At 39.1% G+C, this 13,407-nt stretch carries 16 protein-coding genes; 6 read left to right on the top strand and 10 right to left on the bottom strand.

Going from position 1 to position 13,407, the window contains the following annotated elements:
• Window positions 1-142 precede the first annotated feature (142 nt).
• From NSQ52_RS06915 to fadH, 5 genes are all read right to left on the bottom strand, one after another.
• On the bottom strand, window positions 143-658 hold the full coding sequence (locus NSQ52_RS06915) for a ribonuclease H-like YkuK family protein (RefSeq protein ID WP_024719568.1): 516 nt from the start codon (window positions 656-658) through the stop codon (window positions 143-145).
• 139 nt (window positions 659-797) lie between these two features.
• On the bottom strand, window positions 798-1,040 hold the full coding sequence (locus NSQ52_RS06910; protein ID WP_003212254.1) for a DUF1797 family protein: 243 nt from the start codon (window positions 1,038-1,040) through the stop codon (window positions 798-800).
• A 184-nt stretch (window positions 1,041-1,224) separates the two neighbouring features.
• Entirely contained in the window at window positions 1,225-2,121 is an 897-nt protein-coding gene (locus tag NSQ52_RS06905; protein ID WP_019743902.1) for a manganese catalase family protein, read from the bottom strand.
• A 262-nt stretch (window positions 2,122-2,383) separates the two neighbouring features.
• Window positions 2,384-3,604 (bottom strand): EAL-associated domain-containing protein, encoded by a 1,221-nt coding sequence (locus NSQ52_RS06900; protein ID WP_024719569.1) that lies wholly within the window; start codon window positions 3,602-3,604, stop codon window positions 2,384-2,386.
• A 64-nt stretch (window positions 3,605-3,668) separates the two neighbouring features.
• The gene (gene fadH, locus NSQ52_RS06895; RefSeq protein WP_019743904.1) at window positions 3,669-4,433 is read right to left on the bottom strand and encodes a 2,4-dienoyl-CoA reductase; all 765 of its coding nucleotides are present in this window, start codon (window positions 4,431-4,433) and stop codon (window positions 3,669-3,671) included.
• A 139-nt stretch (window positions 4,434-4,572) separates the two neighbouring features.
• Here fadH and NSQ52_RS06890 point away from each other — a divergent pair, with 139 nt between their 5' ends.
• The 3 genes from NSQ52_RS06890 to NSQ52_RS06880 all read left to right on the top strand — a co-directional run bounded on the left by NSQ52_RS06890 (window position 4,573) and on the right by NSQ52_RS06880 (window position 7,435).
• On the top strand, window positions 4,573-5,430 hold the full coding sequence (locus NSQ52_RS06890; RefSeq protein WP_035700578.1) for a metallophosphoesterase: 858 nt from the start codon (window positions 4,573-4,575) through the stop codon (window positions 5,428-5,430).
• Window positions 5,431-5,586: 156 nt separating this feature from the next.
• Window positions 5,587-6,084 carry a L,D-transpeptidase family protein gene (locus NSQ52_RS06885; RefSeq protein ID WP_041092399.1) on the top strand — a complete coding sequence of 166 codons (498 nt, stop codon included), beginning with the start codon at window positions 5,587-5,589 and terminating at the stop codon, window positions 6,082-6,084.
• 73 nt (window positions 6,085-6,157) lie between these two features.
• Entirely contained in the window at window positions 6,158-7,435 is a 1,278-nt protein-coding gene (locus tag NSQ52_RS06880; protein WP_083588753.1) for an MFS transporter, read from the top strand.
• A gap of 67 nt (window positions 7,436-7,502) precedes the next feature.
• Here NSQ52_RS06880 and NSQ52_RS06875 read toward each other — a convergent pair whose 3' ends face one another.
• Window positions 7,503-7,679 (bottom strand): hypothetical protein, encoded by a 177-nt coding sequence (locus NSQ52_RS06875; protein WP_173407972.1) that lies wholly within the window; start codon window positions 7,677-7,679, stop codon window positions 7,503-7,505.
• 165 nt (window positions 7,680-7,844) lie between these two features.
• On the opposite strand from NSQ52_RS06875, the gene NSQ52_RS06870 reads away from it, so the two are divergent.
• The gene (locus NSQ52_RS06870) at window positions 7,845-8,060 is read left to right on the top strand and encodes a hypothetical protein (protein ID WP_058337408.1); all 216 of its coding nucleotides are present in this window, start codon (window positions 7,845-7,847) and stop codon (window positions 8,058-8,060) included.
• 477 nt (window positions 8,061-8,537) lie between these two features.
• Window positions 8,538-8,999 (top strand): YkyB family protein, encoded by a 462-nt coding sequence (locus NSQ52_RS06865; RefSeq protein ID WP_007498684.1) that lies wholly within the window; start codon window positions 8,538-8,540, stop codon window positions 8,997-8,999.
• Between the two features lie 35 nt (window positions 9,000-9,034).
• Here the strand turns inward: NSQ52_RS06865 and NSQ52_RS06860 are convergent, their stop codons facing one another.
• The 3 genes from NSQ52_RS06860 to NSQ52_RS06850 all read right to left on the bottom strand — a co-directional run bounded on the left by NSQ52_RS06860 (window position 9,035) and on the right by NSQ52_RS06850 (window position 11,991).
• Window positions 9,035-9,943 carry a chemotaxis protein gene (locus NSQ52_RS06860; RefSeq protein WP_024719666.1) on the bottom strand — a complete coding sequence of 303 codons (909 nt, stop codon included), beginning with the start codon at window positions 9,941-9,943 and terminating at the stop codon, window positions 9,035-9,037.
• Window positions 9,944-10,016: 73 nt separating this feature from the next.
• A complete protein-coding gene (locus NSQ52_RS06855) occupies window positions 10,017-11,327 on the bottom strand; it encodes an MFS transporter (protein ID WP_144678869.1) in 1,311 nt (436 codons plus the stop codon).
• A gap of 124 nt (window positions 11,328-11,451) precedes the next feature.
• A complete protein-coding gene (locus NSQ52_RS06850) occupies window positions 11,452-11,991 on the bottom strand; it encodes an RDD family protein (protein WP_045035146.1) in 540 nt (179 codons plus the stop codon).
• Window positions 11,992-12,291: 300 nt separating this feature from the next.
• On the opposite strand from NSQ52_RS06850, the gene NSQ52_RS06845 reads away from it, so the two are divergent.
• Entirely contained in the window at window positions 12,292-12,444 is a 153-nt protein-coding gene (locus NSQ52_RS06845; RefSeq protein ID WP_017367142.1) for a hypothetical protein, read from the top strand.
• Between the two features lie 64 nt (window positions 12,445-12,508).
• Here NSQ52_RS06845 and NSQ52_RS06840 read toward each other — a convergent pair whose 3' ends face one another.
• Window positions 12,509-13,393: a cation diffusion facilitator family transporter gene (locus NSQ52_RS06840; protein WP_039169114.1), complete on the bottom strand. Its 885-nt coding sequence runs from the start codon at window positions 13,391-13,393 to the stop codon at window positions 12,509-12,511.
• Window positions 13,394-13,407 lie beyond the last annotated feature (14 nt).

Raw genomic sequence — 13,407 nt, 5'->3', positions numbered from 1 at the left:
CAGGCCCCCTGTTTCATATATGCTTTTATATTGATTAGCAGGCGTTTGAATGTCTGCTTCCTCTCTATACAGCTAGAATAAGGAACTAGAATCGAATCGTCAACCGCACGTTTCGACAACGTTTGGAGAAAAATGACGGAATTTATTTTGTGTATCGATTGGCGTAGCAAAATGCTGCGTATGAGTCGGGTTTTATTTTTGCTTCAATTCCCATGGCTGTGATCATTCCGGTCATTTCCTGGATCAGCTCTTTTGTACTTCCTTTTTTGCCAATATCTAGATGGACTTCAAAACGAAGGTCTGCCCCTTCCTCAGCAAACGGAAGAAGCAAATCCATCAGTTCTGTTAAAGGTCCCTCAAGGATGTCTGCACATACCTTTTGGCTAAACGCTGTCTCTAATGAAATTTTTTCTCTAAGACTTTGTACAGGCCGATTCAACACTTGCTGCGTGAGACAGCCCCAAGCTCCTTTGCCGATCCGGTGAAGATGAATTGCAGTCATAAATCTTGTGACATTCTGATTGACCTGAGAGTCCGTACCAATTGATAGTACATAAACAGATCTCGGGTCTTTCTGAATAAAGTCTTTCATTCTCATGACAACATCAGAAAACGCTAAATGCTCTTCAGAAAGATTAAAGAAAAAAGAATCACTCACAGAAAGGAACTCCTTTTCAATGGTCTCTTATCCGAATATTGCACTGAATGATCATCTTCCATTTGTTCATCACTTATGAAGTGTATGCTTCCGCAATCAACGAAGGAATTCTTAGAAAAAACATTTCATACGATTCAGCTTAGGATTGTAGAAGCTCAAAAATCTCAATCGAAATCATATCAATGTTGTCAAATGGGAAAGTGTTTGGCTTATCCCCTTGTTGAAAAACAGTCAATTCAAACGTTTGATTCTTTTCGAAATACTTAACACTACAGATTTTCTCACCGTTCACTTCGAAATAACGCTGTGCCGGCTCGTTTGCAGCTTCTGCTGTCTCTTGAAGACTTTGCAGCCTTGTAATGATACCCATTAATTGTGACATTCTAAAAAAAGACTCCTTTCAAAAAAACAACTCAAGATGAACCCGTATTGATTATACACAAGTCCTACAAAGCATCATACCATAAAGTGTTCTCAGATGATATTTTTCCTCTTGAATTCAAAAAAAGAAAAAGAATCTGTTTTTTTATTTTGAGTCTTTTTTCTTTTCTCATGCATCTTGTTTTTTATAAACCGGCCGATCTCATCAGGCGTTTTGCAATTTCGTCAAAATCTTCTTTCGAAATACCTGGAGCAAACTCTTCCGGCAAATCTCTATAATCTGGCACGGGTGCACCTTTTGGCGTGCCCTCAATAACTGTCAGCGGCTTTCCATCAATCGGATGGTTTCCTTTCCAAATTTGATTGATATCCTTATAATCCGTATCACTAAATGTATACAGTTTTGTATGAATATTCTGATCTTCAAACTTTCTTGCAGAGTCAAAGTATTTATTGTCGAGATTTGGAATTGGCAGCATCTTCCCAACATCTACCCCTGTCGCTACCTCAAGGGCTTTTGCATACGCCACAACATGAACGCCGCCTCTGACAAGTAAATAACCGATCATTTCTCTTGCCGTAGGGTGATCCGTCATTTCATATACACGCATTTTATGCGTGCGAGCTCCGCACTCTAGGAAGAAGTTATGAAGAAGATCCAGAATCAGATTACCACTTGAGAACACATTCTCACCCGTCCACGGCTTTGCCATGGAGTCAAACGGATAGCCTGTTTGTGCCGTTTGGATAAAATGCTGCGTATTTCGTTTATCAACAGCCGCTTTCATCGGGGTCGTATCTGGATCGCCCCCATGGGTGGTTCCCGTAATCATGAGATTGACTGCAGTTGTCACAAGCTCTACATGACCGAATTCTTCAGCTGTAATACTTGATACAAGATCATAAAATGGTTTGAGCTTTCGTTTCCCTCTAAAGTTAAACGATTGAAACATGTAGTTGTTTAATGTGGACATTTCACCAAATTTTCCGCCGAGTAATTCTTGCACAGCCGCTGCACCATTTGCATCTGGGTGATCTGGCATTGGTAAATCAATCAGCAGCCGCTTGTCACGTTTGATCATGACTTTTCCCTCCTACTGTCTAACTATCATCATTTAAGGTGTATGGATGAATTGGGATGTCCTATGCATGAAGGGAATGATTGGCGCACAAAAAAAAACTTGGCGGGGGTAGCGCCAAGTTTTTTGGATCTTGATCTGATAGAGGGGTTGGGGAACAGAGAGTAGCTTCTCTCTATAACTAAATGATAATGATTATCAGTTTCATTGTCAACCATTTTTTCTATCTTTTTTCTAATAAAAAAAACAGCCATGACGGCTGCTTTTAAATTAATCCTTCCTGCTCATATAGATAAGCATACGGAAGATCTACAAACAAATACACGTCTCCCTCTAGCGGATAAGAAAACGTACGTATTCGTTCTCCAGTTTCTAAATCACTGTAGATATCGCTAAAAAATCCTTTTCCGCTAATTCTCATTTGAAGAATATTTGCTAGAAAATAAGGGCGCCAGCTCCAGTTTTTCTCTATATACTCTGGCTGAAACAGCCATTCTTTCTCTTTCTTAAATACGTTTCCAGTGATTTGAAACCCTTCTTCATTACACATATAAATGCGAAAGCTGCAATCGGTTAGTTCAAGTGCCAGTTTTTGTATAAGTTCATCATTTGTGCTGCATGATTTTTTTAACGTACTGACGGCTTGATGAATTCGCTTATAAAAGGTTTCAGAATGTTCATAGACAGCTTGGAGTTTCTTTTTCTCATGGGCAATGAATTGTTGAAATTCTTCTTTAAGCTGCTCTTTTCGTTTGTTACGGTCAATTAATTGTGCGGCAGGCTCGTGAAGGTAGAAGCCTTGAAAATATCTTCCTCCATTTCTCCATGCATATTGCAGCTGAAAATTCGCTTCAATGTCTTCATAGATTAAAGCCGCTCCTATTTTTCTTGCAAGAAGTGAAATGCTGTATAACACATATTCATAGGAAGGAGATGGAGACGAAGCTCTTAAAGCCTGAAGATCTATTTTTAATAGATCAGGTGAAAGCAGAGCAATCCGGTCAAGATTGCTGCTTTCTTTTCCTATATTAGATACGGCGATTTTGATCCCATATGTACGATAATACGTTAACGTATGGTAAAGCTGTTCAATGTCGCCGCTAAACGTATGTTCAGTAATTTCAATGACAAACCGGTTAAGCTGAATACCCCTTGCTTCATATTCTTTTAAAAGTTCTAAAAAACTTTCGCCATGATCAAGCATGAGGACATTCGCATCATGATTAATAAAGATGAGCAAATCTTCATCTGCGGTTGTGAAGAGATCAAGCGCTTGACTTAATACTTTGTGATCTACTTCCAATTTATATTCGTCAGGAATAGATGAATCCGTAAAGAAGGAGCCTAGACTAACTGTTCCCGACTCAAGCTTCATTCTTCCAAGAATCTCATAGCCTATCACTTTTTGTTCCTCCGCACTGAAGATCGCTTGATAGTGCGGGAAAACATCTTCAATATTCGTTAAAATATCCAATGGATCGACCATTTTCATCACCTGCTTCTCTCTTTGTGTGATTATACCATATCAAAAGCAGGTCTTACACGGTCATTCAAAATGGTGATTGGTTGAGCCATTGCCCCCCATCCATCGTGATACAATCTCCATTAATATAAGATGCATGCTCAGATAATAAGAAACTCGCAAGTTCTGCAATTTCTTCTGGTGTGCCAAGTCTACCGAGCGGAACACTATCTAATGTTCTTTGGGCAGCCTCTTCTGATTCCCACAGTTTATCTGCACCACCTGTTCTTTCAATGGGCCCCGGCGCAATGGCATTTACGCGAATCCGATATTGCTTTCCCCATTCGACTGCAAGCGTTCGGGTAAGTGATAGTACGCCTGCTTTTGCAGCTGCTGAATGCGCTACACCAACACCAGCCCCCCATGCATATGTGGCGACCATGTTGATCATACTTCCACTTTTCTTTTGACGAATCCAATAGTTGCCCACTGCATGGCTGCAAAAAAAGGTGCCATTTAGCACAATATCAATGACCGCTTTCCAGCCGTTAGGAGACAGTTTTTCTGCTGGAACTAAAAAGTTGCCTGCCGCGTTATTAATAAGTGCATCCACATCACCAAATGTATCTACCGCAAACTTCACCATTTGATCAGCATCTTCTGGATGTCGCACGTCCATTTGAAAATAAGCGATCGAACCACCTTGCTGTTTGATTTCATTTGCCGTTGTTTCAAGGGTCTCTTCTGTTCTTCCAGTAATCACAACATTCCAGCCCCCGAGTGCCAAATGAGTCGCCATCGCCTTTCCCATTCCGCTTGATCCTCCTGTGACAATCACTGTTTGCTTCGTCATTTGTTCTCCCCCTTTGTGTGTTTTGAATGACTATTCATTCATTATCCATCTATCATATCATGATTTCCCCTCCATACACCATATGGGAGATTCATCAAAAATCATGCTATACTTAATTTTATTTTTAAAGGAGTCTTATATGAAGCAACTTTCCCGTAGGCAGTTTTTAAAAGGAGTAGCTGGTGCGAGTATTCTCGGACTTTTAGCGACCACATCCGGTTATGGCTATGCTCGGTACATTGAGCCGCGCATGATCGACACCGTATCACTCACCATTCATGATGCTCAGCTACCGGCTTCTTTTGACCAGTTTAAAATTGCGCAATTTAGTGATGTTCATTTAAGTGATACATTTTCGGCAAAAGATTTAGAGACTGTTGTCCAAAAGATCAACGCCGCATCTCCCGATCTCATTGTGTTTACAGGTGATCTTGTTGATTTTGAATCATCGATTAAAGAACATGAAAAAGCCAAAGCCTCTTTGTCTAAGCTTGATGCTCCGTTTGGAAAGTTTGCCATATGCGGAAATCATGACTACGGGCCATTTGGCATTGATCTATATGAGGAAACGATGAAAGCTTGCGGTTTTACATTATGTAAAAATGAAGTGTTTCACTTAGAAAAAGAAGGCGGACGGATACAGATTGCTACACTAGATGATCTCATGATGAGTATGCCTGATTACCATTTCATCAAACGAGAAGTCTCTTCTGATCTCTTTACGTTATTGCTTGTGCATGAGCCTGATGCCGCACTAGAACTTGAAACAACACCTATTAACTTGCAGCTTTCTGGGCATACGCATGGTGGTCAAATACAGCTTCCTTTCTATGGACCGATTCTCACAGCACCTTTTGGGCGTACATATGTCGAAGGCTTATACGGTAGCTATCAGCACCGTATCTATGTCAACCGCGGGCTTGGGACAACTAGACTGCCGCTTCGGTTTTTAGCCAAACCTGAAATCACTTTTTTCACCTTAACATCTCACGTGTAAAGAGAAGCCAAATCACCTTTTCCTGCATATGTATAAACAAAGATCTTTCTCATGACAAATGTTAGGAGAAACCTTACTGGGCCTGATCCCGTCCATATAGTATATGTGAGGCGGGGATCATGGCTTCTTTTATTTGAGTAAAAGGAGTGTGCTTTCGTGCTGCGATACACGGTAAAAAGTGGAGAAACACTTGCTTCTATAGCACTTGATTTTCGAACAACGACAGATGCTTTAAAGGCTGCAAATCCGTCACTTCAAGCCCGCGAGCCAGAACAAAATGAAATCATCATCATCCCTGGGTTACCGGATCCTAACACGATCCCTTACCGCATATCTGTGTCAATTTCAGCGAAACGTCTCGTGCTGTTTTCTGGATCACAGCTCTTGCGCTCATACCCGATTGCAACCGGCAGAATATTAAACATGACACCGACAGGTTCTTATTATATTGTCAACAGACAGCCAAACCCAGGAGGTCCCTTTGGCGCCTATTGGCTGAGCCTTTCAAAAGTTCATTACGGCATCCATGGAACGAATAACCCGTCTTCAATTGGTAAAGCTGTGTCTAGAGGGTGCATTCGCATGTATAATCAGAATGTTATCGAACTTGCTTCAATTGTTCCAAATGGAACACCTGTGACCATTAGCCAGTAGGAGAAATCAATTGTACGAATGGTTAAAATTTTATATGATAGAAAGTGGGATCTTCAGGTTAAGGAGCGTATTTATGGATATTTTTAAAAACAGAAATTTTGTTCGTCTCTTTTTTGCAGCACTTGCCTCGCAAATGGGGACAACAGTAGGCAATATGGCGTTTGCCTTTTATTTGCTCGACCATTTTAGTCATCAGCCCGCTTATGCCACTTTAGCAGAGCTAATGTATTCACTGCCTACGATCTTTGTCTTTTTTATGGTCGGTGTGGTCGCAGACCGTTTTGATCGTAAAAAAGTCGCAGAGAATTGTGATTGGATACGAGCTGGGCTGACGATCGTTTTATTTATCGTCATTTATTTTAATTCACTGCCGCTTATTTTCTTGATCTTGTTTATACGAAGTGCCATTACGAAGTTCTTCTATCCAGCTGAAGCCTCTCTCGTTCAGGCCATTTTAAATAAAGATCAATATGCAAAAGCTGCAGGTTTAAATCAGATGCTGTTTAGTTTGTTTATGGTATTTGGTGTTGGAATTGGTGCCATTATGTATAAAACGATTGGACTTCACGGTGCCATTACCATTGATTTGGTCAGTTTTATTATTTCCGGTATTCTCATTCGATCATGCAATATTCCAATTGAAGCACGACAGCCTAATGGACAAGCAGGCTGGAAAGGCATGACCGTTAAAACGTCTCTAAAAGATTTTAAAGAAGGCATTCTCTATATTTTAAAAAATAAATTATTGGCTTCTTTAATTTTTGGCTTTTTTGTTTTTGGTCTTGTGAATGGCGCATTTGCCGTTCTTCCGATGTTTACAATGAAATACGGTCTTTCACCGGACCATTTTGAACTGCATACATCCTTTTTTACGATCGCAATCGGTGCCGGACTTCTAGTTGGAAGCTTACTTGGCTCTATTCTTGCGAAAAAGGTAAAGATGCAATATCTCATGTCGATTCCAATTCTAATTGCAGGTATTTTAATTTTTGTCCTTGGTTCTACCCATACATTATGGTTATTTTATGTCACATCATTTGTCATTGGTACGTGTATTGGTCCAGTCAACATTGTCATTGGAGGCTGGCTCCCAAGAATTGTTCACCCTCGTCTGATGGGACGCGTATCAGGGTGGGTTGATCCGCTCACCATGTTTGCACAATCATTGACGCTAGGTTTAATTGCCGTGTTATTTCCAAAGCTCATCACCAATGTTTCTTACATTTATTACGGAATGGGTATTATTATTTTACTCGTCTTCCTTTTTTACTTCATTACACTGCCAAAGTTCAGCAGAGAAGCTGCCGACTTAGATGTACAGCGTGAATTAAAAGGTCAGGGAGTACAATAGATGAAGCTAAAAGGACTTTCTTCTATAGAAAGTCCTTTTTTCATGGAAGTATCAAGATAAACGACGATTATTTTTTCTGCTCATCGAAATGAATTGAAGCAAAATGAACGATTCTATCGACTGTATAAATGCTAATAAATAAGATGAGAAAAAGAAGAAAAGGATGAATCGGCTGATCATCTATCACGTACACAATACCTCCAACGACAAAAGCGACCAATAAAGGCGTTAAAATATCTTTCAATCTAAACCGTCCTTTCTGTTCTCATTGACTTTGCTCTTCTTATCTTATAACAAATTTTTCTTTTTATGAAATAAAAGGGATGTGTATAAATGCAACATTTTTAATAAAAATTCTTTACAATATTGGAAGTTTTATAGTAATATAGTCAGGTTGGAGGTGAGGGATATGCTAAAAAGCTATTATTTTATTCATTCAAAAAATGAACAAGGACAATATGTTGTACATACAGAAGACTGCGCATTTTTAGGTGATGCAGCAAGCCGTACGTTGATTGGTCTGCACATGAACAGTGAAAGCGCCATGGATGAAGCCAAAAAAATGACGAGTGAAACTGATTTTAACGGCTGTTTTTACTGTGCTTATTCTAGCCATACGAAATAGTCCATGTTTTTAAGCCATATGTTCGACTTTGATTGTCTTGCATATGGTATATTTTACACGATGAACCATCTATACATTGATAAACTACCCATTGATTCAAATAGGTAGTTATCTTGTTATGATAGTTCACTTTGTATACATTTCACTACATCCTCTAATGATCGAAAACAAACGATCTTTTAACTTATGCACCCCTACTGCATCTTCTACCAATGCTCAGCCAATTCCTACCACTTGAATATTTAACATAATGGTATGCTTTTCATCTAAAACAGCGAGACATTCATCATAAAAGTGATAGAAAGATGTGTCGACCTCTTCAAATTTCAGCAAGGTTTTAACATTATGATTTTTGGCTATTTTAAATAATAACCATGTAATCTCATTGCTTTTTACAATAAGACTATTTGCAATTTACTAATAAAAACGTATAATTTATACTAAGCACAGGAAGACGAAAGACAAAGGAGAGAAAAAATGGACGATTATGCTCATACTAAAGACATAGAACCTACAGCAGAAAACATCGCAAAAGCCATTTATACTGTTAACCGCCATGCTAAAACCGCACCAAATCCCAAGTTTCTTTATCTTTTGAAAAAACGTGCGCTGCAAAAACTATTGCAAGAAGGTAAAGGAAGAAAAGTGGGCCTACATTTCTCTAACAATCCCAGATATAGTCAACAACAGTCCGACGTGCTGATTGAAATCGGAGATTATTATTTTCATCTGCCACCAACTAAAGAAGACTTCGAATTTTTGCCACACTTAGGAAATTTAAATCAATCATATCGCAATCCGAAAGCGAATATGTCATTAAATCGAGCAAAACAAATACTTCAAACGTATGTCGGTTTAAAAGAAAAACCTGCCGCCACAAAACAAAAATCACATTATACAAAACCCGTCTTCAAACGGCTCGGGGAAAGTTATTTTTAAACAGAAAAAACCACTCAAAGCGAGTGGTTTTTTCTTTATATAATAAAATGATCTACCTTTTCAATCAGCTGATGAATTTCTGGTTTACTAATTTGATCATCTGCACCGATGGTTTCCCCTTTATGACGCAGATCGTCCGTAATTAATGAAGAGAAAATGAGAATGGGAATGGACTGTGTTAAAGGATTGTCCTTCAGCAGCTTTGTTAATCGATGTCCATCCATTTTTGGCATTTCTATATCCGTAATAATCATATCAATTTCTTCTGTCACACTGATGCCTTTACTGACAAGATCCATGACATGGTCATATGCTTGTTTCCCATCTTCAAAGGTTACAATGTTTTTATAGCCTGCCTCGGTTAATTCATTTGTTAATAAGCGCATGAGAAGCGGAGAATCTTCAACAACATACAGCTTCTTCCCTGTTCTTCTCTCGTCTTTCTCACCGTCAAACATATGATATGTGTCTACGCCAGATGCGGATTCAATATCATAAATGATTTTTTCGTAATCTGGAAGGAAAATCATTTTCTCGTCAAGCTTGATGATCCCTGTTAAATGACGGTCCATTCCTTGATTGAGTGCAGTTGGTTTTTCAATCTCTTCCCAGCTGACGCGGTGAATTTGTGATACCGTTCCTGTATGGAACACAAATTTCCGTTGGTTGAATTCAGTCACAATGTATTTCTCTTGTTCTGACTGATCTGACTCGACATTAAAAAAGGAAAATAGATTGATGACTGGTAAAATCTCGCCTCGTAAACTAATCATCCCTTCTACATCTTGGTGAGAGTGCGGTATAACTGTCACCTCAACTGGCTGAATAATTTCTCTTACTTTCATGACGTTAATGCCGAATTGATTTGAACCAATTTCAAACTTCACAATTTCCAATTCATTAGTACCAGAGTCAAGTAAAATTTCTTGTTTGTTTAAAGCCACGGAAATCCCTCTATTCTTCAATATAAGATTGTACTTTTTATATCGGCAGCATGGGTAAAAAGTTGACGTTTCTTTACGCTTTCTCTCGCACGAATTGATGAATCACAAGTCCTATGGCTGCAAGGATGAGCAAAGACCCTAATGCAAGACGGCTTGCGAGATTCCCATGTGCTGCAAATAGCAGTGTGACGGAGCCATAAATGATGGGACCAACAATTGAAGACACCTTTCCCGAAAACGCAAAGAGACCAAAAAATTGCCCTCGTTTTTCTTTAGGCGTCAGCTCAATAATGAGGATTCGTGATGATCCCCAGCTTGCGCCAAGTGAAATTCCGAATAGACTGCCTGCTACCCAGAAGACCCATTCAGTTGTCGCTGTCACAGCTAGAATGAGCGCCACAATTAAAATGACATACACGACTGTAATCGAGCGCTTTGCCCCGATGGCCTTTGTGACATATCCGAATAGAAACGAGCCAATGATACTTGAAATCGTGGACACAAGATAAAGCAAAATAAATTGACCTGCCGTAAAGCCAATGATAATTTTCGCATAAACCGCCATCATCGCAATCGCTGTCTGCAACGCATCATTCATAAAAAAGAAAGCGATCATAAAAATAAAGGCCGGTTTGTACTGCTTCATCTCTTTAAACGTACGAATAATCTCTTTATACCCGCTGAAAAAAGACGCCTTTTTCTCTTGCTGCGGGAGAGGTTGAGGATCTTTTATAATAAAGAGAAAGGGAAGAAAAAAGAGAAAGAATAAAAGGGCTGTCGGAATAAATGCTTCATGAAACTGGTCATTTCCTACAAGTAAATAAACAGAAAGGCCGACAAGTGTACCTAAATAGCCGACAGCAATACCGAATCCAGAAATGAGGGGGATTTCATCCTTTGTCCCAAGATCGGGCAAAATGGTGTCATAAAAAACAAGACTAGAGTGATAGAAAAATTTGGCGATGACGAACAAGGTAACCACCACCAATAAGGAAACAGGAAGACCAAACCATTCGCTTGAGAAATCAATCCCAGCAAAGATCCCCATCATAAAGGTACAGGCAATACAAATCAGGGTAAACACCGTGATATACCGCTTCTTTTTCCCTGTACGATCAATCAGCACACCGTATAAAGGCGTAAAAATGACGAGGAAAAAGCTTGCAAATGCGTTCGCATAAGAAATAAATGTACTGGCGATTTGATCCATCCTCGCACTGTCGCCTATCGTCTCCTGCAAGTAAAATGGGAAGAAAATGGTGATCATATTCGATGAAAATATCGTATTTGCAAAATCATACAATGCCCAGGCCAAAACAGGTGCGGTGAAAAAGAGCCCGAAGCTTGCCCCTTTTTTCTGAACGATCATTTTCCCTCTTTTCAATAGATTGACTCCCTTCTCTGCTTTATTTTCACTATCATTCTACTTTATGTGACGTTTCCCTCTTCCATACAAGCAATCTATACAAAAAGCACCCCTTACTATTTAGCAGAGGTGCTTCTTTTCATTATTTCTTTACGACAATGGTACTTGCAATCAAATCGTGAAGTGCTTGTTTTTTTTCTGTGAAAAACGCAATGATGTAGCCAATACATAAGATTGGAGACAAAAAGCCTTTTGCAAAAAAGCGACCTGTCGCGCGCCCGAATGTTATTTTTCCACCCGTTACTTTTGTCACTTTGATTCCAAGAGCCATTTTGCCAAGAGTTCCTTGCAGCTTTGATGATTCCATGATCGCATAATACAGCCAAGTCACCGCGATACCGACTAAAATCGTTACGCCATAGAAAAAGATAAAGCCCATTATGACTGCCCATTCTTCATCCGTGATCACCGTTGAAGAATAGTAATAGCTATCATCATACATTAAAAATGCCGCCTCAGGGCTTGAGACAAAAAAGAGTGTTGCGAGAATAAATACAATGAATGAGAATGGTACACTAATAATGACACCGTCTAAAAGATGAGCAAGAAAACGATAACCTACTCCAGCTAGTTCAGGATGTTTTTCTTCTTGAATAGGTGCTTCTGACATGTTTGTTTCCATCCTATTTCTCCTTTATTATGTATGTTTTCTATAAATTTCTTATAATCATTCGTTATTATATCTTATGAATATCGCAAGATCAATGGAGCTTTTCATTTTTACATGAATTTTAGATCATTTTGTAATGATGATTTATGTGAATAAATACTGAAAATTCACGAAAATTATGGCACATCTAGTTCTTTCAACGCCTGATTTTTTAACATTTTGTGATATTTTTGTCTCATTTCGATTCTTCTGTTGACAATCACATTTCACATGATACAATAGTCAAGGATTTTTTAAAGAAAGGTGTTCATGATGGGAACTGTCGTACTATTAAAGAACAACGAAATGACTGTGATTGAAGATATTTGCGAAGCTGATTTTTTAGATATGAAACATGGTTTATCTAATGAAGATGCTGCTTATATCTCTTGGTATGAAGATTACGATACTGCTTATGGATATTGATTTCATTTCATAGATGAAGCGTAAAAAAAGGCGATACAACCTTCAAAGAGGTGGTATCGCCTTTTTACGTTTGTGTGCTTCTTTCACTTTCAGGTTCTACATGAATAAAGATTTGTGCATGCGGAAACGCCTGCTGAATGTTCTCTTCAATTCGATCACATAATTGGTGAACATCTTCAATGGTTGTTTTTCCATGAACAATCAAATGAAAATCAATATATTCTTCAGCACCGGATCGTCTTGTTCGAAAGTCATGATATTCAATGAATTCTTGACTGAATGTTTGAATGATGCCCTCTATCGCTTGTTCTTCTTCCGGAGTTAACCGGGCGTCGACAAGCGGCGGGAAGGCTTCCTTCATGAGTTTAAACGCTTCACGCATAATATAGAGCGCTAGCACCATTCCAATAATCGGATCGAGGAAATACCAGTCCGTTAATGCAACAAGCAATAAACTAATGGCGACCCCTAGTGACGTAAACACATCTGTTAAAAGATGCAGTGCATTCGATTTCATGGCAACAGAATGTACTCGCTCTGCCTCTTTGTTCACAACTCTCGACACAACAAAATTGATAAGTGCCCCGATCAGCATGACCACAATACCAAGTACCGGCAGTTTAACAGGCTCTGGATGCATTAATTTATGAACACATTCATAAATGATCCAAATCCCAGCAACAAAAATCAACAAAGTTTCAATCGTTCCAGAAATATTCTCAACTTTCCCATGTCCATAAGGATGTTTTGAATCTGCCGGCTTTCTTGAAATACGAACAGAGATAAATGCAATAAAAGAGGCCATTAAATCGAGAAAAGAGTGAATGGCTTCTGATAAAACCGCAACAGATCCAGTTAACACCCCTACAATGATTTTAAGGACCACAACAAACGTATTACTCATGACGGATAAAAAGGCTATTTTCGATGTCTTTGCTGATTGATCCATCTATTATCGTCCTC

This window comes from Bacillus sp. FSL W8-1141 (assembly GCF_038593205.1).
In the GTDB taxonomy this organism is placed as follows: domain Bacteria; phylum Bacillota; class Bacilli; order Bacillales; family Bacillaceae; genus Bacillus; species Bacillus altitudinis.
Note: the sequence above shows the minus strand (reverse complement) of the source record. Positions and strands in the feature narration are given on the sequence as shown.

What these genes read in the sequence shown, in the direction of transcription:
- NSQ52_RS06850 (WP_045035146.1), bottom strand. Translation starts at nt 11,991, where the DNA reads ATGGAAACAAACATGTCAGAAGCACCTATTCAAGAAGAAAAACATCCT.
- NSQ52_RS06880 (WP_083588753.1), top strand. Translation starts at nt 6,158, where the DNA reads ATGGATATTTTTAAAAACAGAAATTTTGTTCGTCTCTTTTTTGCAGCA.
- NSQ52_RS06900 (WP_024719569.1), bottom strand. Translation starts at nt 3,604, where the DNA reads ATGGTCGATCCATTGGATATTTTAACGAATATTGAAGATGTTTTCCCG.
- NSQ52_RS06905 (WP_019743902.1), bottom strand. Translation starts at nt 2,121, where the DNA reads ATGATCAAACGTGACAAGCGGCTGCTGATTGATTTACCAATGCCAGAT.
- NSQ52_RS06870 (WP_058337408.1), top strand. Translation starts at nt 7,845, where the DNA reads ATGCTAAAAAGCTATTATTTTATTCATTCAAAAAATGAACAAGGACAA.
- fadH (WP_019743904.1), bottom strand. Translation starts at nt 4,433, where the DNA reads ATGACGAAGCAAACAGTGATTGTCACAGGAGGATCAAGCGGAATGGGA.
- NSQ52_RS06840 (WP_039169114.1), bottom strand. Translation starts at nt 13,393, where the DNA reads ATGGATCAATCAGCAAAGACATCGAAAATAGCCTTTTTATCCGTCATG.
- NSQ52_RS06845 (WP_017367142.1), top strand. Translation starts at nt 12,292, where the DNA reads ATGGGAACTGTCGTACTATTAAAGAACAACGAAATGACTGTGATTGAA.
- NSQ52_RS06865 (WP_007498684.1), top strand. Translation starts at nt 8,538, where the DNA reads ATGGACGATTATGCTCATACTAAAGACATAGAACCTACAGCAGAAAAC.
- NSQ52_RS06890 (WP_035700578.1), top strand. Translation starts at nt 4,573, where the DNA reads ATGAAGCAACTTTCCCGTAGGCAGTTTTTAAAAGGAGTAGCTGGTGCG.
- NSQ52_RS06910 (WP_003212254.1), bottom strand. Translation starts at nt 1,040, where the DNA reads ATGTCACAATTAATGGGTATCATTACAAGGCTGCAAAGTCTTCAAGAG.